Source organism: Rothia sp. HMSC061E04, from assembly GCF_001813685.1.
GTDB classification, from domain to species: domain Bacteria; phylum Actinomycetota; class Actinomycetes; order Actinomycetales; family Micrococcaceae; genus Rothia; species Rothia mucilaginosa.
In genome coordinates this window covers 42,318-68,653 of the sequence record NZ_KV813703.1, presented here as the reverse complement: position 1 = coordinate 68,653, position 26,336 = coordinate 42,318, and the positions used below count along the sequence as shown (strand labels likewise).

At 59.2% G+C, this 26,336-nt stretch carries 20 protein-coding genes and 1 tRNA gene; 3 read left to right on the top strand and 18 right to left on the bottom strand.

Going from position 1 to position 26,336, the window contains the following annotated elements; genetic code table 11:
* Positions 1–111: 111 nt before the first annotated feature.
* From HMPREF2927_RS05460 to sdhC, 15 genes are all read right to left on the bottom strand, one after another.
* Positions 112–185: transfer RNA gene (locus HMPREF2927_RS05460), tRNA-Leu, on the bottom strand.
* Positions 186–445: 260 nt separating this feature from the next.
* A complete protein-coding gene (locus HMPREF2927_RS05455; protein WP_070686238.1) occupies positions 446–1,831 on the bottom strand; it encodes an NAD(P)/FAD-dependent oxidoreductase in 1,386 nt (461 codons plus the stop codon).
* A gap of 458 nt (positions 1,832–2,289) precedes the next feature.
* Positions 2,290–3,951, bottom strand: a complete 1,662-nt coding sequence (locus HMPREF2927_RS05450) for a S8 family peptidase (RefSeq protein WP_070686236.1) — start codon at positions 3,949–3,951, stop codon at positions 2,290–2,292.
* A gap of 63 nt (positions 3,952–4,014) precedes the next feature.
* Complete coding sequence (locus HMPREF2927_RS05445) at positions 4,015–4,968, bottom strand: Ppx/GppA phosphatase family protein (protein WP_070686234.1); 954 nt, start codon at positions 4,966–4,968, stop codon at positions 4,015–4,017.
* 153 nt (positions 4,969–5,121) lie between these two features.
* Positions 5,122–5,721, bottom strand: coding sequence for a DUF501 domain-containing protein (locus HMPREF2927_RS05440; RefSeq protein ID WP_070686232.1), 600 nt, complete (start codon positions 5,719–5,721; stop codon positions 5,122–5,124).
* Positions 5,722–5,806: 85 nt separating this feature from the next.
* Positions 5,807–6,451 carry a septum formation initiator family protein gene (locus HMPREF2927_RS05435; RefSeq protein WP_070686230.1) on the bottom strand — a complete coding sequence of 215 codons (645 nt, stop codon included), beginning with the start codon at positions 6,449–6,451 and terminating at the stop codon, positions 5,807–5,809.
* 252 nt (positions 6,452–6,703) lie between these two features.
* On the bottom strand, positions 6,704–7,615 hold the full coding sequence (locus HMPREF2927_RS05430; protein WP_070686228.1) for a beta-1,6-N-acetylglucosaminyltransferase: 912 nt from the start codon (positions 7,613–7,615) through the stop codon (positions 6,704–6,706).
* A 173-nt stretch (positions 7,616–7,788) separates the two neighbouring features.
* On the bottom strand, positions 7,789–9,069 hold the full coding sequence (eno, locus tag HMPREF2927_RS05425) for a phosphopyruvate hydratase (protein ID WP_070686226.1): 1,281 nt from the start codon (positions 9,067–9,069) through the stop codon (positions 7,789–7,791).
* 318 nt (positions 9,070–9,387) lie between these two features.
* On the bottom strand, positions 9,388–10,131 hold the full coding sequence (locus HMPREF2927_RS05420; RefSeq protein ID WP_105360889.1) for a MazG nucleotide pyrophosphohydrolase domain-containing protein: 744 nt from the start codon (positions 10,129–10,131) through the stop codon (positions 9,388–9,390).
* A 96-nt stretch (positions 10,132–10,227) separates the two neighbouring features.
* Positions 10,228–14,103, bottom strand: a complete 3,876-nt coding sequence (locus tag HMPREF2927_RS05415) for an ornithinee aminotransferase (RefSeq protein ID WP_070686222.1) — start codon at positions 14,101–14,103, stop codon at positions 10,228–10,230.
* A 248-nt stretch (positions 14,104–14,351) separates the two neighbouring features.
* On the bottom strand, positions 14,352–15,602 hold the full coding sequence (locus HMPREF2927_RS05410) for an amidohydrolase (RefSeq protein ID WP_070686220.1): 1,251 nt from the start codon (positions 15,600–15,602) through the stop codon (positions 14,352–14,354).
* Between the two features lie 240 nt (positions 15,603–15,842).
* Positions 15,843–16,631, bottom strand: a complete 789-nt coding sequence (locus tag HMPREF2927_RS05405) for a succinate dehydrogenase iron-sulfur subunit (RefSeq protein WP_005508960.1) — start codon at positions 16,629–16,631, stop codon at positions 15,843–15,845.
* 1 nt (position 16,632) lies between these two features.
* Positions 16,633–18,396, bottom strand: a complete 1,764-nt coding sequence (gene sdhA / locus HMPREF2927_RS05400; protein ID WP_070686218.1) for a succinate dehydrogenase flavoprotein subunit — start codon at positions 18,394–18,396, stop codon at positions 16,633–16,635.
* Between the two features lie 51 nt (positions 18,397–18,447).
* Entirely contained in the window at positions 18,448–18,933 is a 486-nt protein-coding gene (locus HMPREF2927_RS05395) for a succinate dehydrogenase hydrophobic membrane anchor subunit (RefSeq protein ID WP_049338686.1), read from the bottom strand.
* A 3-nt stretch (positions 18,934–18,936) separates the two neighbouring features.
* Complete coding sequence (sdhC, locus tag HMPREF2927_RS05390; protein ID WP_005506819.1) at positions 18,937–19,395, bottom strand: succinate dehydrogenase, cytochrome b556 subunit; 459 nt, start codon at positions 19,393–19,395, stop codon at positions 18,937–18,939.
* A 346-nt stretch (positions 19,396–19,741) separates the two neighbouring features.
* Between sdhC and HMPREF2927_RS05385 the strand changes: the two genes are divergently transcribed.
* Together HMPREF2927_RS05385 and HMPREF2927_RS05380 are read left to right on the top strand one after the other, a co-directional pair.
* Positions 19,742–20,851, top strand: coding sequence for a mannose-1-phosphate guanylyltransferase (locus HMPREF2927_RS05385; protein WP_070686407.1), 1,110 nt, complete (start codon positions 19,742–19,744; stop codon positions 20,849–20,851).
* Positions 20,852–21,164: 313 nt separating this feature from the next.
* Positions 21,165–22,592: a hypothetical protein gene (locus tag HMPREF2927_RS05380; RefSeq protein ID WP_246827366.1), complete on the top strand. Its 1,428-nt coding sequence runs from the start codon at positions 21,165–21,167 to the stop codon at positions 22,590–22,592.
* Positions 22,593–22,696: 104 nt separating this feature from the next.
* On the opposite strand, the gene HMPREF2927_RS05375 is transcribed toward HMPREF2927_RS05380, so the two are convergent.
* The 3 genes from HMPREF2927_RS05375 to HMPREF2927_RS05365 form a co-directional block, all read right to left on the bottom strand.
* Positions 22,697–23,275: a 2'-5' RNA ligase family protein gene (locus tag HMPREF2927_RS05375; protein ID WP_070686214.1), complete on the bottom strand. Its 579-nt coding sequence runs from the start codon at positions 23,273–23,275 to the stop codon at positions 22,697–22,699.
* Between the two features lie 51 nt (positions 23,276–23,326).
* The gene (gene trpS / locus HMPREF2927_RS05370; protein WP_070686212.1) at positions 23,327–24,391 is read right to left on the bottom strand and encodes a tryptophan--tRNA ligase; all 1,065 of its coding nucleotides are present in this window, start codon (positions 24,389–24,391) and stop codon (positions 23,327–23,329) included.
* Positions 24,392–24,477: 86 nt separating this feature from the next.
* Entirely contained in the window at positions 24,478–25,353 is an 876-nt protein-coding gene (locus HMPREF2927_RS05365) for an exodeoxyribonuclease III (protein ID WP_070686210.1), read from the bottom strand.
* 80 nt (positions 25,354–25,433) lie between these two features.
* Here HMPREF2927_RS05365 and HMPREF2927_RS05360 point away from each other — a divergent pair, with 80 nt between their 5' ends.
* The gene (locus HMPREF2927_RS05360) at positions 25,434–26,267 is read left to right on the top strand and encodes a GntR family transcriptional regulator (RefSeq protein WP_070686208.1); all 834 of its coding nucleotides are present in this window, start codon (positions 25,434–25,436) and stop codon (positions 26,265–26,267) included.
* The last annotated feature ends 69 nt before the right edge of the window (positions 26,268–26,336 follow it).

Below are 26,336 nucleotides of genomic sequence, written 5' to 3'. Positions count from 1 at the left end.
CCCCCCCCCCCCCCCCCGACATGTAAACCCTCAGACACGCAAGCGGCGACCCCTCCCCCACGGGAAGAGCCGCCGCTTATCTATACCGCACGTCTATGCGTGTCCATGCTGTGCCCCCACTGGGACTCGAACCCAGAACACAAGGATTTTAAGTCCTCTGTCTCTGCCAATTGGACTATGAGGGCGTATCCCGAACAGTCCGGGACACAAATATTTATTATTCCACGAAAACGCACCCGAACCTAAGCAGAAACACATTTCAAACGGTTCCCCGAACCCCGCCGTAGCAAGCATCATGCAAAAGCACTGGTGGGCAGCTAAGCTAGACAGCTCACAAACACCCAGGCGCAAAATAGGCGGTGCAGAAGACTAAGGTCTTCCACACCACCCTTTGCTTTATCTCAAGTGCGCTATCTCAGGGGGCATACCCCTAAGTCAGGCTATTTTAGAGCTTTGCCTTCTGGCGTGCCGGTGCAGTACCGGTTGCTTCCTGGAATGCCAGGCGCGGGGAGCGCTGGTGGCGAATCGAGGAGGTGTCGCGACCGAAGATCTGGTTCAGAGCCCAGGTGGTCATAACGCGAACGGTACGCTCGGTGGTGGGGATTGCAGAGCCGTGGTAGCCGCGGTGCATGATCCATGCCAGCGGGCCGCCAATGGTCTTGCCCTTGAAGTTTGCAACACCCTTCCACAGACCCAGACCTGCCACAACACCGATGGTCTCGTGGTAGTAGTCGGTCAGGGGCTCGCCGCGGCGAGCAGCCAGCAGGTTCTTAGCCAGAACAACAGCCTGGCGAGAAGCGTGCTGAGCGTTGGGAACGCAGAAGCCGCCCACGCCGCCACCGGAGAGGTCCGGAACAGCTGCGTTGTCGCCTGCAGCCCAAGCGCCCTCGACCACGCCGTCGTCGCCGGTGACGCGCAGGTCTGCGCTCACGCGAACGCGGCCACGCTCGTCGATCGGGAAGTCGGTGTTCTTCAGCATCGGGGATGCTGCCACACCTGCGGTCCAGATCAGGGTGTCGGTCTTGATCTCGCCTGCGGGGGACTTGTCAGCCATGTTGATCAGCTGCAGGTTGCCGTCGGTTGCATCGGAGAGGGAGGTGTTCAGCAGGATTTCGATGCCGCGTGCACGCAGTTCTGCAACAACCTTCTCTGCACGGTCTGCGGGAACCTCGGGCATGATGCGCGGTGCGGCCTCAACCATGACGAAGTGCAGGTCGGAAACGGAGAGACGCTCGTTGCGCTCCACAGCAACGCGTGCCATGTCCTCGAGCTCGGAGATGGTCTCAACACCAGCGAAGCCACCACCAACAACAACGAAGGTCAGGGCACGACGGCGCTCTTCAGCGTCGGACAGCATGGATGCGACCTCGATGCGGTCCAGAACCCAGTTACGAACGGAGACTGCCTCTTCGATGGTCTTCAGACCGATAGCGACCTCTGCCAGGCCCGGAATCGGGAATGCACGGGTCACAGCGCCTGCGCCGAGGACGATCTCGTCGTACTTCAGCTCGAAGGGCTCACCGTTGTCGGTGGGCTCAACTACAGCGGTGCGGTTTGCGTGGTCGATGGAGACAACGCGGCCGGGGATCAGCTCGGTGTCGCGCAGGTGCTGGCGCAGCGGCACAGTTGCGTTACGGCCTTCCATGGAACCTGCTGCAACCTCGGGGAGGAAGGGCTGGTAAGTCATGTAGGGGTTCGGCTCAACGATGGTGACGACGCCACCGGTCTCCTTGATAGCCTTCTGGATCTTCTTAGCAACGGTGAAGCCGACGTAGCCGCCACCGACGATCAGGACGCGAGGACGGTCCTGTGCCACCTTAGTGAATGCCATTTTGTTACTTCCTAGTCTTTAGGTACCGAGGTTCGGTAGCCCCGGTAGGTTGGTATGTGCAACTTTCGGCTCGTTCCGAAAGCTCCCCTGACGAACAAAGCGGCTCGCTCTGGAAGTCCTTGCGCAACGCGAAGTGGCTAGCAGCACGAGCCTGTCTATCACATACCTGTCGTCTTCATATTTTACGCCTTTGTTTAGGTGATTTCGCACCTATGCCGCATCAGAGCGCACCCTAAGTTAAAAGTTTTGCGCATCTGAACACGGTTCATCTCTTGATGTTGGTTAGGGTCAAAGGCACCCTTTCCGATTTTTACGCGGCGTGTTCGATATTTTCGTTTATTACTGCCTGTCCCGCCAGACACCCCACCCCAAACAATAAAACCCGGGGCCAACTCAAAAGTCAGCCCCGGGCGAACAGAAAAAGCCACTGCACAACAGAAAAACGTCATCAAACAGTACTAACGAGAGGTCCGGCGAGTACTCTTCCGTGCAGCTTCTTGAGACTTCTTCGCCACATGGCGAGTTCCCCGGCGAGCGCCCTGACGAGGACCCGGGTGATGCGCCGCCGCACGAGCCATCCGCGCTGCGTCACCCGCACTCACATGCATCCTGTGCAAACGATGCACCGAACCAGCCGTAATAATCGTCAGCCACAACACCAGCGCCGCCAAAATCACCGGCGGCAACCAGCCACGATCCTCCGGAGGGCGACGCGCATCCGGCGCAGCCGCCTTCACAATGCTCTCACCCTCCTCATGGACCGGCGCAGCATCGCTAGGAGTCGGATCGCTCACCTGCCGCTTACGGTGCACAGCAATCCACTCAGAAATCGAACCCAACGGATTAGCCGTCACCGCAGGCGACGCCAAAGCCATCGCATCCTGCGGATTGAAAATACCGTAACCATACAAAGGGTCACGGCCCGTCGCACCAGCATCATCAGCCGAAGCAATCAAACGTTGAGCCAGCTGAGCCGCCGACTCCTTCGGATACTTCTGCTTCAACAACGCCGTAACACCCGTCACCAAGGGCGCGGCAGCCGAAGAACCCGACCAAATCATGTACCCGTTACCCGGAGCAGCCGCAATCATATCCGTACTCGGAGCAACCACAGCAATCGAAATGCCCTGAGTCGACGAGCCCTCAGCAACAGCCTTCTTCCGGTCAATACCACCAACCGTCAACACTCCAGGAATCGTCGCCGGAGCACCAACCTGTGTCAAGCCGCTACCGCGGTTACCCGCAGCCGCAACAATCAGCACGCCCTTCTGCTCAGCGTAGGCAAACGCCTCATCCCAGCTCTGCGGCCAGCTCGTCTTATTCGAACCAATCGACATGTTAATAATCTGAGCCCCGTGGTCGACCGCATAACGCACAGCCGCCGGAATCTGCTCATCAATACTCTTACCGCCGGTCGTACCCATATTCAGCGAAATCGGCAGAATCTTCGCATCGGGAGCTACACCAATCACACCGGTCGGTTTACCCGGCTGACCCGCAATTGCAGAATAGCCCTGCGTATCGTGACCGTGACCGGCAATCAAAGAAGCAACCTCCGTGCCGTGCATCGGCTCAGCACCCAGGCCCTTCCAGCCATCCTCGCTACCCACGCCCGAGGCGTCATAACCGCGCAGAACATTACCCTCAAGATCCGGGTGGGTACCGTCCACGCCCGTATCAATCACAGCAACCGTCACGCCCTTACCCGTAGCCTGCGACCACAAGGACGTAATACCGTACTCGTTCAGCCAATACTCACGCTGACGAACATCATCACCGTTCTTGGTCGATGTGCCCTTACTCGGAGTCGCAGAAGTCTTCGGCACCGCAGTACCCGACGGCGAAGGAGTCGCCGTCACCTCCCTCTTCGGGCTCGGGGAAGCAGAAGCGGAAGGGGTCGGATCCGTCGCCCAAGCGGCAGGCGCCAGCGGAGTCCACAACGGCAGAAGAGTCAACGCGGCACTGGCACCCAAAGCTGCAACCTTACGGATGCGGCGAGTAGCGCCTCGGTCAGAACCAACCGAAGCGCGCACACCAAATACACGAGACGCACAGGCGAAAGACGGCGCAAAAGACCAGCCGATCAGGGGCATACCTCGCCGATGCTCAGAACGAACCATTAAAACTCCTCAAGCTGAGCCGCGCCGTAAACCACCATCGGTTCACGGCGCGAGCGCTCAAGCCTACAGCTGGGACAGAGCGATACCGTCCAGAATGTCGTGCTCGCTGACGGTCACCGAATCCACGGCACCATCAGTCATCTCATTCAGACGGGTCAGGATGCGGGCGTAAATCGTCGCGCCAGCACCAATCACATCCACCCGGCCGGGGTGCATGTAGCCGAGCTCCTCACGCTCGGCACGGTTCAGCGAAGCCAACCAGCGGGCAGTCTTCTGAACGGTCTCCACCGAGAAGCTCTGAGCGTTAATAGCCTCAGAATCGTAGCGGTCCAGACCCAGTGCAGCGGCAGCAACAGTGGTCGCAGTGCCAGCCACAGCCACCACGCGGCGCGCGTTCTGCAGGGGTACCGTCTTACGCGCCACATCGAGAGCCTCGTCAGTATCAGCCTCAACGCGAGCAATCTGCGAGTCAGTCGACGGGGCGCTCATCATGTGACGCTCAGTCAGACGCACACAACCAATATTGACGCTGCGGGAAGCTTTCACACCCGACTCGTCACCGAGCACAAACTCAGTCGAACCGCCACCCAGGTCGAACACCAGGGTATCGCCATCGCCGTAACCGACAGCGCGCACCGCACCCGCGAAGGACAGTGCAGCTTCCTCGTCCCCGCTAATGACCTCGGGCTCAATACCCAAAATCTCGCGGATACCATCCACGAACACCTGGCGGTTACCCGCATCACGAGTCGCACTGGTCGCCACGAAACGCACCGAATCAGCGCCGTGCTCCTTCAGCAACTGCGCATACTCACGAGCCGCAGCGAAAGTACGGTCCAGCGCCTCCTGCGCCAGCCAGCCGGTCGCGTCCACGCCCTGACCCAGACGCACAATGCGCATCTCACGCACAACGTCCTTCAGAACGGTCTTCTCAACCCCGTCCATCACCTCAGTAGTGGAATCAGCAATCAGCAGGCGAATAGAGTTCGTACCGCAGTCAATCGCACCAACGCGCACGGTGGGTTCCTTTCAGGTCTTCAATAAACATTCAGCGCCAAAGGCACAGCGAGCGCCGCAGGCGAAAAATTTTCGCTTTTCGGCGCTCTTTCTTCTATCTATTATGCGCCCGCACCGTCCTTCAAGACGATGCGGGCGCACCAGAATCAATATTTAGGCTTCTTCGCGCCACGCGGGGTCGCAGGAGCAGACCTCGGGGGTCCACCACTCGGCGATAGCGTCCAGGCCGCGGTCACCCATCGGGTTCACGCCGCGACCCACCGACAGGGTGTGGCCGATAACGGCGTGCAGGCACTTCACGCGGGTCGGCATACCGCCGGCAGAGATACCGTCAATCTCCGGGACCTCTTCGGTGCCGCTCATCAGGCGGATGCGCTCACGCTCAGCCAGGTAATTCTCGTGTGCGGCAGCGTACTGTGCCGCAAGGTCTGCGTCCTCAGCCAGCGAGTCGGTCATCTCGTACATCAGGCCGCCCGCTTCCAGACGGGAAGCCGCAGCGGTAATCACCGGATGCGCGAGGTAGAACACGGTCGGGAAGGGGGTGCCGTTACTCAGGCGCGGCGCGGTCGCAGCCACGAGCGGGTTACCGCACACGCAACGTGCCGGGATCTCAACCACGTCGCGGACCCTGCGGCCCAGTTGTGCTGAGAGAACACGGATGTCCTGCCCGGTGGGGGTCAGGGTTTCAACAGTTACGCCGAAGCCGCGGGGGGTGCGTGCTTTCAGCTCTTCAATAGTGTTTTCGGTGCTCATATTCCTAAGTTTCTGGAACGAGGGGTCGCCTCGTCCGCTTATACTGGGTGTTTTCCAGGGGCAGGGTTCCTGCCAGTGACTGGGGCTAGTTCTTCTCGAGAGAATTCCAAACCTTCGTGGTCCAGGCTTCCTCAGGGGCGTCCTTCGCGTTCGCAGAAGTACCGTCCGCCTTCGAAGAATCCTCGGTAATGCCGGTGACCACATAGGGGGTATCGCCGGGGTTCACATAGTAGAGGCGGCTACGTGCCTGCTGGCGAACGTAGTTGTCGTCGTTCCACCAGGTCTGCTCCGCCTTCAGCTGGGCGTTCTCCTGTTGCAACTGGGAAATATGCGCGTTGATCTGCTTGATTTCCCGGTCCTGGTCAATGTAGGTGACCATCGGGTATGCGGTACCGAGCGCAATCACACCCACCACAACAGCGGTCAGGAAGCTACGACCGGAGAACATATGAGCCGCCACGGGGGCGTCGTATCCGTCTTCTTCATGGCCCTGCTGCTCAGCGGCGCGGCGGCGGGCACGCTCCTCACGACGAGCTTGAGCCTGACGTTCACGCTCAGGGTGACGCCTGTTCAAACCCACACCGAAGAAAAGAGCGCTTACCTTCTTCACCGGGGAGGGGCGGGCTTGCTTCGCGGCACCACGGGGCGCATTGGAGGAGACAGTGCCCTGAGCGGGTCCGGTGGAACTCTTTGAGTGCGACCGGGGCTGCTGGTTTGCTCGCTGGCTCATTGCTCTATCCTTCGTTCCGTTCTGTACCGCTAAACGCTTCCTTCATATTCTACCCGGGTTTGTACACTCACCTGAGCGTTCCCTCTGGAGCTACTTCCGGGGCCGTTTTGAAAGACCTTCGGGCTTTTTCGCTATGTGTTCGGGTGGGGTGCTGACATCCACCCAGGTAGAGCAAAAGGCGACGCTACCCCCAACGGAGATAGCGTCGCCCCTCGTTAAAAGCACCCCTGAATTGAAGGGGAGAACCCATCATTATCCGCGCTGGATGGCATCCAGAGCATCAATGAGCTGGGCAGATGCCTGAGGCTCAACCTTACGCGTAAACCACTTTCCTGATTCTAGGATGACAGGGAGATCTTTCTCGGTGAGCACCTCAGGGTGAGCTCCCATCCCGCTCCAGTCGATGTAATGGTGATTTGCGTGGTTCTCCGAATGCTTTGTGCCCGGTGCCAGCTGACCATCGGTTGCCCATGCCTCAACACTCTCACGAGCGGGCGTATTGAGGAGTACACTCTGCATCCACATCTCGTCAGGCATAGGGGCAGAACGGAAAATCTTGGTAACCTCTCGGCCCTTCGGAGTTTTCAAAAAGTCCATCACCTGAAGTGCAGCCGAACGAGAAATCGTCCAATAGGCCGAGCCCTGATAAAACTGGACGGGCAAATTCTTGCGGGGGAACATCTTCGAAATCTTGTAATACACTTTGCGTACGCCCCTGCGGATAATCCCTTCAGGCAGCAGGCCTTCAAAGTCTTTGTATTCGCGGTACTGAACCAGCTTGTAGTTTCGCATACCGGGAGCCAGAGCGTAGAAGCTTACCCAGGAGCGCTCCAGATTTTCGGGCCGGGCAAGAAAATCAGCGTATTCGCGAAGAGGACGCACAGGATAGCACTGCCCCGTAATAGATGCGTAATGAGTTGCCTCCGGATACTCCTTTAAAGCCTGGGCAAGCATTTTTTGAGTTGCCTTCACCGCAGAGTAACCGGCCCAACGCACGTTCTCACGCTCACGAACGTAAGACACACCCTCGACGTAGAAGTCGTCAAGATTGGCCTTCTTATCAATGTGGGCAACGCATACCCCACCAGAATTCAGAATATGTCGAGCAATTTTCTTAAACTGCTCCGGGTACTTATGGGCGAGGATGAGATAGCAGACAGTCATGATTTTCCTATGTGATGCGTGAGTGAACGTATATGGCTGATTATATGGCGCTGACAAGGAAAAACCGGGCCGACCCACAATACATGACGTGATGAATTACATCACGATGTATCAGGTTCGACCCGGCCTGTTCAGGGACGTTCAGCAGAACATCCCGCAACCTTCAAGCGTTATTATGCCTTGAAGCGGGGGAATGCGGACTTGCCAGCGTAAACAGCTGCCTCGCCCAGCTCTTCCTCAATGCGCAGCAGCTGGTTGTACTTAGCAACGCGCTCGGAACGTGCGGGAGCACCGGTCTTAATCTGGCCAGCGTTGGTTGCAACAGCCAGGTCAGCGATGGTGACGTCCTCGGTCTCACCGGAACGGTGAGAAACCATGCAACGGTACTCGTGGCGCTGTGCCAGCTCCATTGCGTCGAGGGTCTCGGTCAGCGAACCAATCTGGTTCACCTTCACGAGCAGAGCGTTAGCTGCGCCCTCTTCGATACCGCGAGCCAGACGCTCGGGGTTGGTCACGAACAGATCGTCACCGACAATCTGGACCTTATCACCAATCTGCTCGGTCAGGGTCTTGTAGCCCTCCCAGTCGTTCTCGTCCAGGGGATCCTCGATGGAAACCAGGGGGTACTTTGCAACGAGGTCAGCGTAGTATGCGCTCATCTCAGCTGCGGACTTCTTCTGGCCCTCGAACTCGTATGCGCCGTCGTTGTAGAACTCGGAGGATGCAACGTCCAGTGCCAGTGCAACCTGCTCGCCCGGCTTGTAGCCAGCCTTCTCGATTGCCTCAACAATCAGGTCCAGTGCAGCTGCGTTGGACTCCAGGTTGGGTGCGAAGCCACCCTCGTCGCCCAGGCCAGTTGCCAGGCCGCGGTCGTGCAGCACGGACTTCAGGGAGTGGTAAACCTCAACACCTGCGCGCAGAGCGTCAGAGTAGTTGTCGAAGCCGATGGGAGCAATCATGAACTCCTGGATGTCAACGTTGGAGTCTGCGTGAGAACCACCGTTGAGGATGTTCATCATGGGGACGGGCAGAACGTGAGCGTTCGGGCCGCCGAGGTACTTGTACAGGGGCAGGTCAGCGGACTCAGCAGCGGCCTTAGCAACAGCCAGAGAGACACCCAGGATTGCGTTTGCGCCCAGCTTGCCCTTGTTGTTGGTTGCATCCAGAGCAATCATGACTGCGTCAACAGCGCGCTGGTCAGAAGCCTCAATGCCGATGACCTCTTCAGCGATTTCTTCGATAACAGACTTCACTGCGCCCAGAACACCCTTGCCCAGGTATACGGACTTGTCGCCATCGCGGCGCTCAACAGCTTCCCACTCACCGGTGGATGCGCCCGAGGGCACAGCTGCGCGTGCGAAAGCACCGTCTTCGAGCAGAACCTCAACCTCAACGGTCGGGTTGCCACGGGAATCCAGGATCTGGCGTGCGTGAACTGCGGTAATAACAGCCATGAATTGTTCTCCTTTTGGGATGTCAAGGATGTGAACGGCTCACCCGGTAGTGGACAAGTCGCGTCCCCTAAATTTTAGCAAAAGTCCCACACAAACACACTAGTTGCCACCGCTTTTTTGCTGCCTTAATGAAGGTCTCAATAACCATTAGTCGTGCGCTACAAAGCGGAACAAGACCTACGCTTCCCCACAGAAAGAGAGTGTGGGTACCCGCTCAAAGCACAACATGAGCCCAAACAAATAGAAGGTGCTTTGAAACCTCTTATTCCCTCAGAGGACAGGTTTCAAAGCACCTCGAGAAGAACTCGACCAGCGTGTCTAGTAGCTCGGCTCATCATGAGTATGCTGAGCAATATAGCGGCGAGTGTACGAACGCAGGGCGCGCTCAGCATCCAGGCCGTTACGCTGAGCACGGCTCACCAACGCAAACAGCAACTCACCGAACTCCTCCTCAGTGTGCATATAGCGCAGGTCATCATCCATGCTCGTCGGCTCCGGCGGCAAAATAATACCTGCCTTACGTGCCTTCGACGCAGTCTTCTCCGCCATAGCAAGCGCCGGCAGATGCGGCGGCACACCGTCCAACGCGCCGCGCTCGCTCTTTTCTTTCTTCTTCAACGCGTCCCAGGCCGCCTGCTGTTCAGCCGCGGTACGGGGCGCCTCCGAAGAACCCCCAGACCCAGCCTCGAACACATCCGGGTGGCGCGAACGAAGCTTCTGCACCAGACCTTCAACGACCTGCACAATATCGAAGCCCTGCGGGTTCGCCGCAGCAATATCGGAGTGGAACACCACCTGCAGCAGCACGTCACCCAGCTCTTCGCACAGCAACGGCATATTAGGCTCACCACCGGTTTCTACGGCCTCAACAACCTCGTAGGTTTCCTCCACCAGGTAGCGGATGAGGGAGACGTGAGTCTGCTCAGCGTCCCACGGGCAACCACCCGGGGCGCGCAGCAGCGCCATAGTTTCCACCAGGGCACCGAAGACCTCAGCGGCACGGGCAGCAGTGTCATGAATATTCTGCGCCGCAGAAGTCTCAGGATTAGGAGTACCAGGAATCTCAGCCATAACAACCTTCCTCATCGAAAAAAGACAAACATAGCACGCCGCGCCGACCCCCACACGGAGAGCCGGCGCGCCGCACTTTACACGGGGTTAGAGGTTCCAGTGCGAAAGCGCACTCGTCATATGAGCCGGGATCTTCGAACCCAGACGCGGGAACATACGCAGCTCCTCGACATAACGCTCAGCATCCAGCGGACGCGGGTAGGTAACAAACGCCTGCTCATTCGCATAATCGAATGCCGCCTGAACTGGCACACCCGGGGTGAAGGTCAGGCTCATAGCTAGCGGCGAGCCCTCACCCTCGCTGTACGAGTCAGTCTTTAGTGCCGGGATATCCAGCAGCGTCTCAGGAATCAGCTCGAAAGTACGGACTTGCTCCCAGAAGCCGTTGCGGCGCACGTGGGTCAGGGCATCGTAATAGGAGCCGAGAGCACGCACACGAATCAGCACGGTGGTGGCATCCTTTGCGGTGCCGTTCTCACCGAAGAGATGCTCGACGACCGGTGCCAGACGCTGAGCGACCTGAGTCTGAGTCAGCACCAGATTGCCGGATGCCAGCTGAGTCTCCGAGGGAGCCAGCGGGCTCTGTACCGCCACGGAGGGGGTGTCCGGCTCAGCCACGATGGTGGGCAACTGGTTGTGCTCGCTTAGCGCGGATACCGAGATGCTGGAGGAGATACCTGCCGGGGTGCTCTCCTGCAGGGCAACCGGGATGGTCCCCACAGCGGGTGCCGCATCTGCAACCGGTGCTGCAGGGGTAGCCTGAGCGGTGGCCTCGGAGGCGGATGCAACCGTTGCGGGAGCCTCAGCAATCTTGGCTGCGGGGGTCACCTCAACGGTCTTGAGCTCAGCAACCTTCTCAGCGGGCTCTTCCTGAACGCCAGCAGCCTTTGCCTCGGTAGCCTTCGCAGCAGCACCGGCGGTACCCACTGCGGCAGCTGCAGCAAGAGCACCAGCCAAGCCGGGAGCCACAGATGCACTCTCAGCGGCAGGCTCAACGTCTACGAGGGCAGGTTCCTCGGCCGGCGCTTCAGCGGAAGCAGCGGAGGTTTCCTTCTCGGGCAGCAGTTCAGAGTCGTCCAGGAACGCGGGCAGGGCGGGCTCTTCGGCGCTCTCTGCGACCGGCTCATCTGCAGCTGCTTCAACGGGCTGGGTGCGATCCAGGGTGAAGGACTCTGCAACCACGGGGGCGGCAGCCTTCTGCTCCTCGACAGCCGAAGCTTCCTCAGCAGGTGCTTCCTCAACAGCTACGGGGGCTGCGGCTTCCTCAGCGTCCAGCTTCTTCTGAGCGTTGGCAACGATGGTAGCCAAGGCGGCTTCCATATCTTCGCCAGACTCATCAGACTCCAGGGCAGAGGTCTCAGAAATATCAGATGCTTCGGCTGCGAGCTCTTCAGCCTGCGCAGTTTCAGACTCTACGGTAGCCGCGCCGAAGACAGGGTCATTCTCGTAGTCGTACTCGAACTCAGCTTCAAGCGGCGCAAACTCAGTCTGGACAGGCTCGTCAGAAGCTTCAACAGCCTCCTCTACGTCTTCCTTCTCCTGCGCAGCAGCGGCAGAACCAGCCACAGCGGTACCGGCAGCGGCAAGACCAGCAGCGGTCAGCAGACCCGAAGAGGTACCCTCTTCAGCAGTCTCAACTACAGGCTCTTCAGCGGCTTCAACAGTAGCCTCAGCCTCATTTGCAGCCTGCTTCTTGGCGAGTTCCGCCTCAAGCTCACGCTCAATAGCTTCACGTTCAGCCTCAACCGAGTCGACGCTCTGAGCAGCAGCTTCCTGAGGCTCATCCTGCGAGGTAGCCTCAGTGGTCGCAACGGGCTTAGCCTCGACAGCGGAGCCTTCCAGCAGGAAGATTTCGCCGGTAGTCTGACCGTCCACAGCACCCAGGTAGGATGCGTGAACCTCCAGACTGTCGCCCAGACGCGGCTTCAGAGAGACAGCCGCCCGGTTCCAGGTTGCGCCGGCCTGCTGAGCCTCGGTGTACAGCGCCGCAACGGGTGCGAACCAGTCAACACCGGGCACGACAATGCCGGTTTCAACCTCACGGCCGCGGTGCAGCAGACGGTAGTGCATATCCTCATCAACCTGGCGCAGTTCCAGGCTCATGGTGCCCGAACCACGGGTGCGCATGAGCTCCGCCAGGCTGTAGAGAGCGCGTTCCTTGGGCAGAACGGGCAGGGTTGCAGCGCCCTCAACGGGCTCACTCAGGATGATGGATTCAGCAACCAGTTCAGCTTCATCTTCGCTGAGCTTCTGCTCAGTTTCCTTCAGCTCAGCAACGGACTCTTCACGAGCAGCGGATTCGTGCTTCTCTGCTTCCTTCTTATCGATGCCCTCTGCGGTCAGAGCGATGCCTTGAGAGGTACCCTTTTCGGTCTTCTCCTCAGCCTTTTCAGCCTTTGCGGCAGAGGCAACGGCAACTGCAGCAACCACAGGGGCGGCAGCAGCGGCAAGCGCAGGAGCTACAGAGAAGCTCTTGGCGGGCTCGTCTTCTTCAGAAGCAGTAGCCTCAGCCACGAGGTTCTCAACTTCAGAGTCCTCAACCTCGGTAGCGGTTGCTACCGGTGCGGGGGTCTTCTCTTCGGCTTCTACCACAGCGGTTTCTTCCGTAGCGGAGGCATCGAAGATCAGCTCGGCGGTGTTCTCCTCTTCGGCGTCGAAGTCTTCAGCCTCGGGGGTCTCCGCTTCGAGTGCATCAGAGACAGATACGGAGCCCTTCTCATCAACAGCCACAGTAGCCATCTGCTCAGTCTCAGCGTTGTTTTCTTCCTCAGTAAGTTCAGATGCCAGCAGCTCGGGCGCCTCAACGACGGCCTCAATCGGCTCTTCCTCAACGGCGGCAACAGGCTCATCAGCTTCTGCTACAGCAGCGGTGAGGTCAGCGGTTTCTTCAGCTTCAGCAGCCTCAAAAATTTCGGGTGCATCGGCAGTAGCCTCGGCATCCTCGGTAGCCTCAGTAATCTCTGAAACCCCGGTAGCTTCAGCGGAGTCTGCTACCTCATCAGCAGTAGCTTCTTCAGCGACTACCTCATCGGCAGCAACCTCGCTGAAAGTCTCTTCTTCGCTGTCGAGGGTGATGCCCAGTCGAGCAGCGTAGGCGGCAGCCAGATTGTCCAGACCGGCGTTCTGCGTCTCGGTGACAGCGGCTCCGGTGCCGTTAGCCTTCAGGTCTTCTGCGGTCAGGGAGTCCTCAGCACCTGCGGATGCGTCCTCAGCTGCAGATGCAGATTGAGCGTTCTCAGACTTGTTCTCGGTAGCTTCTACAACAGCGTCGGCAACCTCAAGCTCTTCGCTATCCTCTGCCTCGTCTGCAGTCGCTTCAGCAATCTCAGCGACCTCAGCGGCAGTATCTTCGGTGTTCTGGGCACGCAGAGCACGCAGGTGCTCCTCAAACTGGGAACGTGCCTCCGCTGCGACGTCCTTAGACTCCTGCACCTCGACAGATGCGTCCTCAGCTTCAGCCTCTTCGTCATCGCGCAGGAACGCGGGGGTAGCGGGCTGAGCAGCCTCAGCAACCGGGGCGGCGTCTTCTTCAACGTCCTGGTCCTCAGCTACCTGCTCGGCCTCAACAGGCTCCTCAGATTCCTGAGGGAAAACGCCAAGCGCAGCCAACAAGCTACGACGCTCCTGCTCCTCAGCCTGTTCCTCAGTCAGCTCATCAGTAGCGGAAGATTCTTCAACCTTCTCATCGCCGTGCAAGAGGGCACGCTTGAGGTCCTCAACAGCGCGGTGCTCTTCGTTCTGCTCTTCGTCGTGGTTCTGGTTCTGGTGGCGTGCGCTTTCAGACTTCACGAAGCGGCGCAGGGAGTCCTCCCACTGCTGCTGTTCCATAATCTTCTGACTCAGTCGCGCGCTCGTAGGAGCGTCTTCGCTTGCCTGTTCCTTCTGGACCCTAACAGTTTCGGCGCTCTGTTCTTCGCGCGACTGCTCATCCAACTTCTTCTTGCCGATTCCAAAGAAGCTCATTGGGTGTCCTCCTCCGGCGTGCGCCGTGTGATGATGCGCCATCTCCTTCAACCTCCGCAGGTGTGTGGGCACGGGGTCGGGAACATGGCGCAGATGTCCTCATAATCCTTTTAATTCTATCGCGTGCATAGAGTTTCACCCCGCTACTCGGTGAGAGGTAACGGGGTGAAACTTGTACAGTTTTCAAGGCTTAACGCGGCTATAGAGTTGTGCCTTCAAGACTGCAGCATATGCTTTCGAAAAGCTCTCTAGCGTGCCTCATCGCGGATGGGGTTCGCCGCCTTCGCAGCCTTCGCCAACTCAAAACGGACAGCGCGCAATGCGGTTGCCGCCATAACACGCACACCAATGCCGATCGCCTGCTCGCTCGGGGCGTAATCGCCCTGATGCAGATCATAGGTGGGGTCACCGAGGGCACGGGTACCCAGACGGAACATGGAGCCGGGAACTTCCTGCAGCATCCAGGCGAAGTCTTCGCCGCCCATGGACTGCTCAACCAGCACAATGGAGTCTTCGCCCAGCTCGGCGCGAGCCGCGTTCTCCAGCATGGTGGTTTCCAGGTCGGTGTTGACGACCGGGGGCACACCGCGGATGTGCTCCACGCGCGCGTTCACGCCGAAAGGTACAGCGACCTGCTCGATGACTTCATCCAGCATATTGCCTGCCTGACGCCAAACCTCAACATCCAGGCAACGCATGGTGCCCGCCAGGTAGCCCTCGGCAGGGATAGCGTTGGGAGCAACACCAGCACTGACCTGACCCCAGGCGACCAGCACGCCCGAACGCACGTCGGTACGGCGGGTCAACACGGCGGGAACCTGCACAGCAATCTGGCTCATGGCGTAGATGAGGTCCTCGGTCAGGTGCGGGCGGGAAGTGTGGCCGCCGTGACCGCTCAGGTGAATCTTGATGGTGTCGGATGCGCTAGTAATCGCACCGATACGGGTACCAATCTGGCCCAGGTCCACCTTCGGGTCGCAGTGCAGGGCAAAGGCGCGCGGAATGTCCTGCAGCAGGCCCTGCGAAATCATCTGCACGGCGCCGCCGGGCAGCTGTTCCTCAGCGGGCTGGAAGAGAATACGGACGCTACGGCCCAGCGGGGTCTTCTCGTTCAGCTCGTGCAGTGCCAGCGCCACACCGAGCATGACGGTCTGGTGAATATCGTGGCCGCAGGCGTGCATCACGCCGGGCACGGTAGAAGCGTAAGGCAGATCGGTCTGCTCAACAATGGGCAGAGCGTCAATATCGGCGCGCAGAGCCACGGCAAAGGGGCCGTTCCCGATATCTACGTAGCAGCCGGTGCCTTCGCAGGCGACGGGGTTCATGCCGGCTTCTCGCAGTCGGTTCATGAGGCGCTCAGTAGTCGCCACTTCGCGGAAGGAAAGTTCCGGGTTGGCGTGCACTTCGCGGCGGAACTGCACGAGGGTACCCATCGTGCGCTCCACCCAGTCGTCGAAGACGGGGGTGGACAAATCGTAGCGAGAATTAGCGAAAACCATACACAGTAGAATAACGCCGTCCGCCGGGGTTTACCTACCCGTTGCCCCTTTCTGACAGCCCTCGAGAATATCTATGACTTTATGACAGATTGTGAAGAGTACTCCTGCCCGCCGAAGCCCCGAAAATGCTCTGCCCCCACGAATTCCGGTCCTTTTCTGTTAAAAAGATTCAAGCCGCCACCCGGTATGGGTGACGGCTTGAATCGTCAATGCTGTATCTGCTGATACCGCGTACTCAGATTAGAGCGAGCGGCTCAGGATTGCCTGCTTCACCTCGGCAATAGCCTTGGTAATCTGGATGCCACGGGGGCAAGCCTCGGTGCAGTTGAAGGTGGTACGGCAACGCCATACGCCTTCCTTGTCGTTGAGGATCTCCAGACGCAGGTCGCCTGCATCATCGCGCGAGTCGAAGATGAAGCGGTGTGCGTTCACGATAGCGGAGGGGCCGAAGTACTGACCGTCGGTCCAGAAGACCGGGCAGGACGAGGTACATGCTGCACAGAGGATGCACTTGGTGGTGTCATCGAAACGTGCACGGTCCTCAATGGTCTGCAGACGCTCACGCTCAGGCTCGTTCGAATCGTTGATGAAGAACGGCATGATTTCGCGGTATGCCTGGAAGAAGGGCTCCATGTCAACGATGAGGTCCTTTTCGCAGGGCAGACCCTTGATAGGCTCAACGGTAATCGGCTTGGTCAGGTCAAGGTCCTTCAGCAGGGTCTTGCAAGCCAGGCGGTTACGGCCGTTGATGCGCATAGCGTCCGAGCCACAGATGCCGTGTGCGCAGGAGCGGCGGAAGGAGACGGAACCGTCTACTTCCCACTTGATCTTGTGCAGAGCATCCAGCACGCGGTCGGTGCGGTACATGGTCAGCGGGAATTCATCCCAGTACGCCTCGGAGGAAACTTCCGGGTTGTAGCGACGAATCTTGATGACCACATCGTACGTGGGGATGGAGTCGGAGTCGCCGCCGGTCATACCCTCAAACAGCTTGACGGATTCCGGTTCGGGGAGTTCGTTTTCAGCCATTTTAGTACTTACGCTCCTTCGGCTCGTAGCGGGTGTAGATAACGGGCTTGGTTTCGAATCGCAGACCCTTGACACCCTCAAACTCGGATTCGGGATCGAGGTAGACCATCGAATGCTCCATGAAGTTGACGTCGTCACGCTTCGGGAAGTCCTCGCGGTAGTGACCACCACGGGATTCCTTACGGTGCAGTGCGCCAACGGACATGACCTTTGCCAGCTCGATCAGGAAGCCGAGCTCAACAGCCTCAAGCAGGTCGAGGTTGAAGCGCTTGCCCTTGTCCTGGATAGCGATGTTCTTGTAGCGCTCTTCCAGTTCAGCAATAGTTGCCAGTGCTGCGCGGATGGTCTCGTCGGTACGGAACACCTGCATGTCAGCTTCCATAGCCTTCTGCAGGTCTGCGCGGATAGCGCCGACCTTCTCGGTGCCCTTACCTTCGAGGATGCCGTTGAGCATGCTGAGAACGCGATCTGCTGCGTCGTCCGGAACCGGTACGAACTCAGCGGATGCTGCGTACTCTGCTGCCTTGCGGCCTGCACGCTTACCGAACACATTGATGTCCAGCAGGGAGTTGGTGCCCAGACGGTTTGCACCGTGGACGGACACACAAGCAACCTCACCAGCTGCGTAGAGTCCGGGGATGGTCTCTTCGCTGTTGCGGTAGACCTCGGTCTCGTTGTTGGTGGGGATACCGCCCATTGCGTAGTGCGCGGTGGGGAACACCGGGATGGGCTGGTGGTGCGGTTCCACTGCCAGGTAGGTACGAGCGAACTCGGTAATGTCCGGCAGCTTCTCGTCGATGTGGGAGGGCTCCAGGTGAGTCAGGTCCAGCAGCACGTAGTCCTTGTGGGGACCGCAACCGCGGCCTTCGCGCACCTCGTTTGCCATTGCACGTGCCACGATATCGCGGGGTGCGAGGTCCTTAATGGTGGGTGCGTAGCGCTCCATGAAGCGCTCACCGTCAGCATTACGGAGAATACCACCTTCACCACGAGCACCCTCGGTGACGAGAATGCCCAGACCAGCCAGGCCGGTCGGGTGGAACTGAACGAACTCCATGTCCTCCAGGGGCAGGCCTGCACGCAATGCGATAGCCATGCCGTCACCGGTGAGGGTGTGTGCGTTGGAGGTGGTCTTGAAGATCTTGCCACAGCCGCCGGATGCGAAAATCACGGACTTAGCCTGGAAGACGTGGACCTCGCCGGTTGCCAGGTCGTAGGAGACGACGCCGGCGGGGCGGGGCTTACCCTCTTCGTCCTTGACCAGGATCAGGTCGAGAACGTAGAACTCGTTGTAGAACTCCACGTTGTGTCGAACGCAGTTCTGGTAGAGGGTCTGCAGAATCATGTGGCCGGTACGGTCAGCTGCGTAGCATGCGCGGCGCACAGCAGCCTTACCGTGGTCACGGGTGTGACCGCCGAAGCGGCGCTGGTCAATGCGGCCTTCGGGGGTTCGGTTGAAGGGGAGACCCATCTTTTCCAGGTCGAGCACAGCGTCAATAGCTTCCTTAGCCATGATTTCTGCTGCATCCTGGTCAACCAGGTAGTCGCCACCCTTGACGGTGTCAAAGGTGTGCCACTCCCAGTTGTCCTCTTCAACGTTTGCCAGAGCGGCGCACATGCCACCCTGTGCCGCACCGGTGTGGGAGCGGGTGGGGTATAGCTTGGTCAGTACCGCGGTGCGAACTCGCTGGCCGGCCTCAATGGCGGCACGCATACCTGCGCCGCCGGCACCGACGATCACTACATCGTACTTATGTACCTGCATGATGTTCTTTCTGTGTTTTAGATGTTTTCGTTTGTCTCGGATACGTCGCCGTTAGCGTGCCGAGCAGAAGCTGGGGAGCAGTTCAGCCGCTGCGCCGGAGGGGCAGGGGTCGAACGCGAAGATGGTGAGGGTACCAATCAGCAGGACAAATGCGCATGCTGCGAAGAGGATGATCTTCAGCCAAACGCGCAGGCGGTCCTTCTCAGCGTAGTCATCGATGATGACGCGGATGCCGTTTGCACCGTGCAGCATAGCCAGCCAGAGCAGCAGCAGATCCCAGACCTGCCAGAAGGGGTTCGCCCACTTGCCGCCCACGAAGCCGAAGTCGATGGCGTGGATACCGTCGCCGACCATGAGGTTGGAGAAGAGGTGGCCGAAAATCAGCACGACGAGTACAACGCCAGACAGGCGCATACCGAGCCAAGCGAACATCTCAAAGTTGTTGCGCTTGGAGGAGGAGCGGTTGTACTTTACGCCGTCGATGCGGTTGTCACGCAGACGGGGTACATAGGTGCGGGGCTTGAGCGGAGTAGCCATTGTTTAGTGACCTCCCATGTGCGAGAAAACGATCGGCAGGTGACGTGCGGCGAAGCCAGCAACGGTAATTGCCCAGAGGAAAAGCACAACCCAAAGAATCTTGATGTGCGTGTAGGTTGCCTTCTGGCTGATTTCGACGTTGCCGTCCTTGTTCTTCGCCTGGATGTGCTCCACGTGCGAGTTGGTTGCCTTACCCCAGAAGTCAATGAGGATAATGCGGATACCGTTGAACGCGTGGTAGACGATGGCGGCGACAAGGGCGGTCTCACCCAGACCCATGATGGGGTTCTTGTACAGGCTCAGTACGCCATTGTAGGCCTCCGGAGAGATACGCACGACGGCAGTATCCAGGATATGTACAAGAAGGAAGAAGAAAATCGCGATACCGGTAATGCGATGAGCAACCCAGGACCACATGCCCCAGCGGCCGCGGTAAAGGGTTCCTTTAGAACCATTCAACACTGAATAACCTCCTGCTGCGACGGTGAGCGTCTGGGTTCTGGTGCCGCATTTTTAGGCCCCAGATTCCAGGCACAGCTGTGTGCTCACCGACTGCTTTTGTTCGTCTGTTATTTCCAAGATATCAGGTAAATTCACAGCTTATTGACACCCTGTTCGGGGGTTTTTTACAGCTTCCAAAAGTGAATTAGGGCATATTTTTCTTACTATACCGTCTACTCCCCTGTGTTTGTGGGGAACTTACCTTATCCTAACCTCAAACATCACAACACTGAGAGTCCCCTGACACTTTCTGTCAAAACGTAAAAGAATTCGATATATGACAAATTCACAAGCTATTCTTGAATCGATGAATACTGCACTCACTCGATTCCGCCCGCTCATTCCCGCCGGCGGTGTTGGCTCGCGTTTGTGGCCTCTATCCCGCGCGCATGCCCCGAAATTCCTGCTCGACCTCACTTCGTCGGGCAATTCTCTGTTGCGCGACACCTACGACCGTCTCATCGATCTCAGCAACGGTTCCGTCATGGTAGTTACTGGCACTTCGCACGCCAATGCGGTCACCCAGCAGATTCCTGAACTGCGTGCCGCTGACCTGGTACTGGAGCCCTCCCCCAAGGATTCGGCTGCCGCTATCGGTCTGGCTTGCGCTATCATCCACCGCCGCGAACCGGACGCCATCATCGGCTCCTTCGCAGCTGACCACGTAATCAGCCCCGTGGATGAATTCCACCGTATGGTTACCGAAGCTGTCATCACCGCGGCAACCGGCAAGATTGTCACCATCGGCATTACTCCCACCGAGCCCTCCAGCGCGTTTGGCTACATTCACGCCAGCGAGTCCCTGGGCATTGAGGACGCTCCCAACGCTCAGGCCGTGGACACCTTCGTGGAGAAGCCCGATGCCGCTACCGCGCAGAAGTACCTGGATTCCGGTGAGTACACCTGGAACGCAGGCATGTTCGTGGCACCGGCGGCCCTGATGCTCAAGCACCTCGAGGCGAACGAGCCCGAACTGTACGCAGGCATCATGGAAATTGCTAACGCTTGGGACACCCCTGAGCGTGAGGCTGTTATGGACCGCATCTGGGAGACCCTACCCAAGACTGCTATCGACTACGCTGTGGCTGAGCCCGCAGCGGCAGCAGGCGACGTTGCAATGGTTCCCGGCTCCTTCAGCTGGGACGATGTGGGAGACTTCGACGCTGTGGCACGCCTGAACACCGAGAAGAGCGGCGAAGAGCTGACCATTCTCGGCAAGAAGGATAACGTCATGAACCACGGTTGCTCCGGTATTATTATCGCGAACACCGACCGCAAGATCTCTATCATTGGCCTCGACGATATCGTTGTGGTGGATACCCCCGACGCCCTATTGGTCGTTCCGCGCTCCAAGGCACAGGCTGTCAAGGATGCAGTGGGTGAGGTCAAGGCACGAGGCCTGAACACCCTCCTCTAAATTTTTGGCCCCTGAGCAGCTAGCTCTGAGTAGATACTTGAGCCCTGCTCGAGCAAAAGATACCTCTAAGGAACCGGCTCTCTTCTTTTTGGAAGGGAGCCGGTTTTTATGCCCCGATGATTATGCCTGATGGGTCATTTCACGGGTGGGTTCAAGGCTTTTGCCTAGCGGGGCACGAAAGAACGCTCCCTGCGGCTGGGCAGGAGCGGCAGAATACCTTACGCATCCCGCATAGACAGCACTTCCAGACTCTGACACACCAAGAATCATCCTATATAGAGAATCATTCTCATGTTACTCTTGGTGGATGCACATGACTCGTAAGTTTTTCCTCACCCGCGCCGGCGCACTCGGCGCAGTAGCCGCCCTCGCCCTGACCGCATGCGGTGCCCAGACCGGCCAGAATACACAGACCAGCCCCAGCACCTCCACCTCCGCGAGCGCAACCGCCGCACCCATCACCGAAGGCAAGGGCGCGGCAAGCCGCGTCGCCATCACCTACGACGGTGGCGTGCTCGTTTACGACGCCAAGGACATGAAGCTGCTCGCAGACATCCCCAAGGAAGGCTTCCTGCGCCTCTCCGACGCTGGCGATAACCGCCACCTCGTCGTTGCAGACGGCAACAGCTACACCTTCCTGGACACCGGCGTATGGTCCGTAGCGCACGGCGACCACTCGCACTACTACACCACTTCCCCGTCGCTGTCCTCGCTGTCTCTGGCGGCTGACCACACCGGTCACGTCATCAAGGACAACGGCAAGGTCGCGGCATTCGCTGACGGCACCGGCTCCTTCGCCGTGTACGACCCGGCGAAGCTGACCCACGACAAGCGCACCGCCTCCTCCCTGGAGACCACCACCGTCACCCTGCCGAAGCCGCACCACGGCTTCGCAATCCCGCTGCCCAATGACCAGTACCTGGTAGCGGTCGGCGACTCGAAGACCCGCACCGGCGCCGCTGTTGTGGATGCGCAGGGCAAGACCGTCACCGAGAGCCCCGCCTGCCCCGGCGTTCACGGTGAAGCTATCGCCAAGGACGGCGCATTCTCCATCGGCTGCACCGACGGCGCGCTGGTCTACAAGGACGGTAAGTTCACCAAGATCACCAACCCTAAGGACCCGTACTCGCGCTCGGGCAACCAGGCTGGTAAGGCTGACTCCCAGTACGTTCTGGCGGACTACAAGACCGACAAGGACTCTAAGCTGGAGCGCCCCGAGAAGTTCTCCATTATCGACACCGTTGCAGCAACCCGCACCGTCTACTCCCTGCCTTCTGGCGTGAGCTACACCTTCCGTTCGCTGGCTCGCGGCCCCCAGGGTGAGGCGCTACTGCTGACCACCGACGGTAAGCTGCGCGTCTTCGATCCGGCGACCGGTGCCAAGCTCGGCTCCGTACAGCTCATGGAGGCGTGGACCGAGTCTGAGACTTGGCAGGACGAGCGTCCGGCGCTATGGGTGGACGGTAAGACCGCCTACGTGACCGATCCGGCGACCAAGAAGCTCATTGCGGTGTCCCTGTCGAACCCGGCGGCTCCGAAGGAGCTGATGAGCGTGGAGCTTCCGAAGACCCCGAACGAGATCCTGGGTGTTTCCTCCTCGAACGCTGCACCGGTTGAGGCTGAGGCACACGGATCTGCGGCGTACGGCGCTGCTTCCTCCTCGGCTTCGGCTGACGCGCACGAGTCCAGCGAGGCTCATGATCACGAGTCCGGCGAGGCTCACGAGGGCCACTCCCACTAGGACTCTCACGCTGAGATAAACCTAGCGAAAACATAAAGAGAGATGCGACCGATAGGTTATCGGTCGCATCTCTCTTTATGTTTTCCAGGTTTATACGCCAGCTACTAACGCAGCGGCAGAACCGTCATCTCTTCCCAGTTCTGCCCGTCGTAGGAGTAGCAGTGCAGGTGATCCACGGTGAAGGTGCGCTGCTCAGCGGGCAGAGCATCAAACACCTCACGGGCGTTCGTCACCTGCTCTTCCGTGAGCCCGTGGCCTAATGTCACGTGCGGCACATAGGGGAAGGACGCCGCACCGGCACCGAATAGCTCAACCAGCTTCTGGTGAATCTGCTCGAACTCGGCCTTGCCCGCCTCCAGGTTCAGGTACTCCACCTCGGTTACCGGGCGGAAGGAGTGCACGGAACCCCAGCGCGCCTCAAAACGCGGCGTGTCCAGCGCCTCGCGGAACTGCGGGGAGTGCACCGCAGCCAATAGAGACTCGTTCAGCTCTGTCAGGTACACGGTCACGTGGGTGCTGATAGGCGCCACCGCACCACCAACTACCGAACGCTTCCACTCTTCCAGGCGCTGAACATTCTCACCGCTCACGTGCGCAATAACGCTCAGGTAGCGGCGGCCAGGTTTCAGGGTCGGGGATACAGGAGCCGTCGTGGGGCTCGAAGAGTTCTCTTGTGCTGTCATCTCAATCGTGCAGGTAATGCGGCGCCTCAGCCGAACTGGCTGAACAGCGGGCTAGATTGCAGCGGCAGGCAGGAAGCCAACCTTCTTGTACACGTTCTCAATGGTGACCGTAGCGATCTCGCGGGCAGCGGATGCGCCCACAGCCAGCAGGCGATCCAGCTCGGCGGGGTCGTCCATCAGCTCGAGGGTACGCTCACGCACCGGGTTGAGGCGCTCCACCACGATATCGGCAAGATCAACCTTCAGGTGGCCGTACATCTTGCCCTCGTAGCGTGCCACGATCTCGTCGATGCTCTCGCCGGTCATTGCCGAGTAGATGGAGAGCAGGTTGGAGACGCCGGGCTTAGCCTCGCGGTCGTAGGCGATGACGGAGCCGTCATCGGTCACGGCGGACTTAATCTTCTTCTGGGTTGTCTTGGGGGTGTCCAGAAGCTTGATCAAGCCCTTGTCGGTGGCTGCAGACTTGGACATCTTCGAGGTCGGGTCCTGCAGGTCGTAAATCTTAGCGGTTTCCTTCAGAATCACCGGCTCGGGAACCACGAAGGTCTCACCGAAACGGGAGTTGAAACGCTGAGCCAGGTTACGGGTCAGCTCCAGGTGCTGACGCTGATCCTCACCCACGGGCACGCCGTCCACCTGGTAGAGCAGGATGTCGGCAGCCATCAGAATCGGGTAGGTGAACAGACCCACGGAGGCGTTCTCGGCACCCTGCTTCTGGGACTTGTCCTTGAACTGGGTCATACGGGAGGCCTCACCGAAGCCGGTGAAGCAGTTCAGAATCCACGCCAGCTGGGCGTGCTCGGGCACGTGCGACTGCACGAACAGCGGGGTGCGGGTCGGGTCAATGCCGGAGGCGATGTACTGCGCCGCGGTCAGGCGGGTACGCTCACGCAGCTCCTCGGGGTTCTGAGGAACGGTGATGGCGTGCATATCCGGGATAAAGAACAGGCATTCGTTATTCGGGTCGTCCTGCAACGCCACCCAGTTGTTTACAGCACCAATGTAGTTACCCAGGTGCATCGAATCAGCCGACGGCTGCGCACCCGAGTAGATACGTGCCTTCTGCTGAGAGGCGTTAGGGATGAGGGACTTATCCTGCTTCTTTTCGTCTGCCATAGTTATTTCCTGTGCAGTTCTTCCTGTGCGGTGCTGCGGACGGTGCAGCACATCTTCAAAAACTTATCTGTAGGTGGGTCCGCGTCTTACTCACCGATGCGGTAGTCAATCACTAGCGGCGCGTGATCGCTGAAACGCTCATCGTAGCTTGCCGCGCGGTCCACGACCGCTTCCATGGCGCTTTCGGCGAGCGCCGGGGTCGCCATGTGGTAGTCGATACGCCAGCCTGCGTCATTATCGAACGCCTTGCCGCGGTAAGACCACCAGGTGTAGGGGCCGGACACCTGACCCGCCAGCTCACGAGCCACATCGCGGTAGCCGATATCGCCGAAGAAGCGGTCAAAGTAGGCGCGTTCCTCCGGCAGGAAGCCGGCACGCTTCTGGTTAGCCTTCCAGTTCTTAATGTCCAGCTCGGTGTGGCCCACGTTCAAATCGCCCACAATGAGCACGTGGTCCGAGTGCTTTGCCAGTTCAGGCATGCGCACCAGCATGCGCTCCAGGAAGCGGTACTTATCGTCCTGCTTCTGAGTGCCGACCTCGCCGGAGTGAACGTAGGCACTGACCACGGTAAGGGTCTTGCCGTTGGGCAGAACGTAGTCCGCCTCAACCCAGCGACCCGAATCGTCAAAGTACTCTTCGCCAATATTCGAGCGGGTCGCTACCGGCTGGTTCTCCAGGAGTTCACCGGCTGAGTTCGGGGTGCGTCGGGTCGCCACCAGCACGCCCGCACGGCCCTTCGCTGCCGCCTCCGTGTGCAGAATATGCCACTGGGATTCGTCCAGCAGCTCACGCACGATAGCGTCGGGGGCGCGCACCTCCTGCAGGCAGAGAATGTCGATGTCACGGCTCGCCAACCACGCCGCCATATCCTTCTTGTAGGCGGCTCGGATACCGTTCACATTCACGCTCGCCACGCGAAGCAGCCCGCTCGGGCGCGGTGCAGGGGTGTTAGAAAAATGCATAGTCTTAATTATGCCAGTTTGAGGGAAGAGAAATTTTCACTCATGCGCGTTTTTTCTCTGACTGAACGGTAAACTATTGGGTGATGAATTCACACTCCTCACAGACCACCGACCACGGTGCCCCCTCACATTCTGCGGGCACCACCGCATCCGAAAGTGCTGCTCACAACGCTGAGAGCCGCTACGAGTTACCCCCGATTCCCGGCCCGAAGTACGAGCAGGTCATCCACTACATTGAGCAGCGCTACATTATTCCCGGCAAGCCCGGCGATAAGCTACCCACCGAGCGCATGATTCAGCAGAACTTTGGGGTGAGCCGCCAGACGGTTCGTAGCGCCCTGAAGGTTCTGATTGAACGCGGCCTGATCTACAACGTGCAGGGCTCGGGCACCTACGTTGCCGAGCACACCGAAGCCACCTACATTCCGCGCGTGGGCACCTTCGTCGACGATATGCGCCGCCGCGGTTTTGAAGGCTCCACCCGCATGATTGCGACCCGTTGGATGGACGCCACCGAAGAAATTTCCACCCACCTATCCGTGCCGGTGGGCGAGCAGGTGCTGTTCGTGCGCCGTCTGCGTCTTGCCGACCACGAAGTCATTGGCTTTGAGCGTTCCTACTTTGTGAAGGCTGCCGCAAGCAGCATCCTGGACGCCATGATGGCGGAAATGTCCGGTGCTTCGAGCTCCTTCGACCAGCTTGCCGACACCCCCAACGCCATTAAGCACGCCCGCGTACGCACCAGCGCGGGGCTCTTCACCGACGCGGACGCCGAGGCGTTCAACCACCAGGTTCCCGTGGGCGAGGCGGCATTCAAGGTCTGCACGACCGGCTACACCGAAGAAGGTAGCCCGGTCGAGTACTCAGAGACCCTGTACCTCGCTGATGCCTACTTCTACGAGATGATTCTCTAGCATCTGCCTTTTCTTGTGATGACAGTGTGAAGGGCGGTGCCCCGGTAGATTGTTCTACCGGGGCACCGC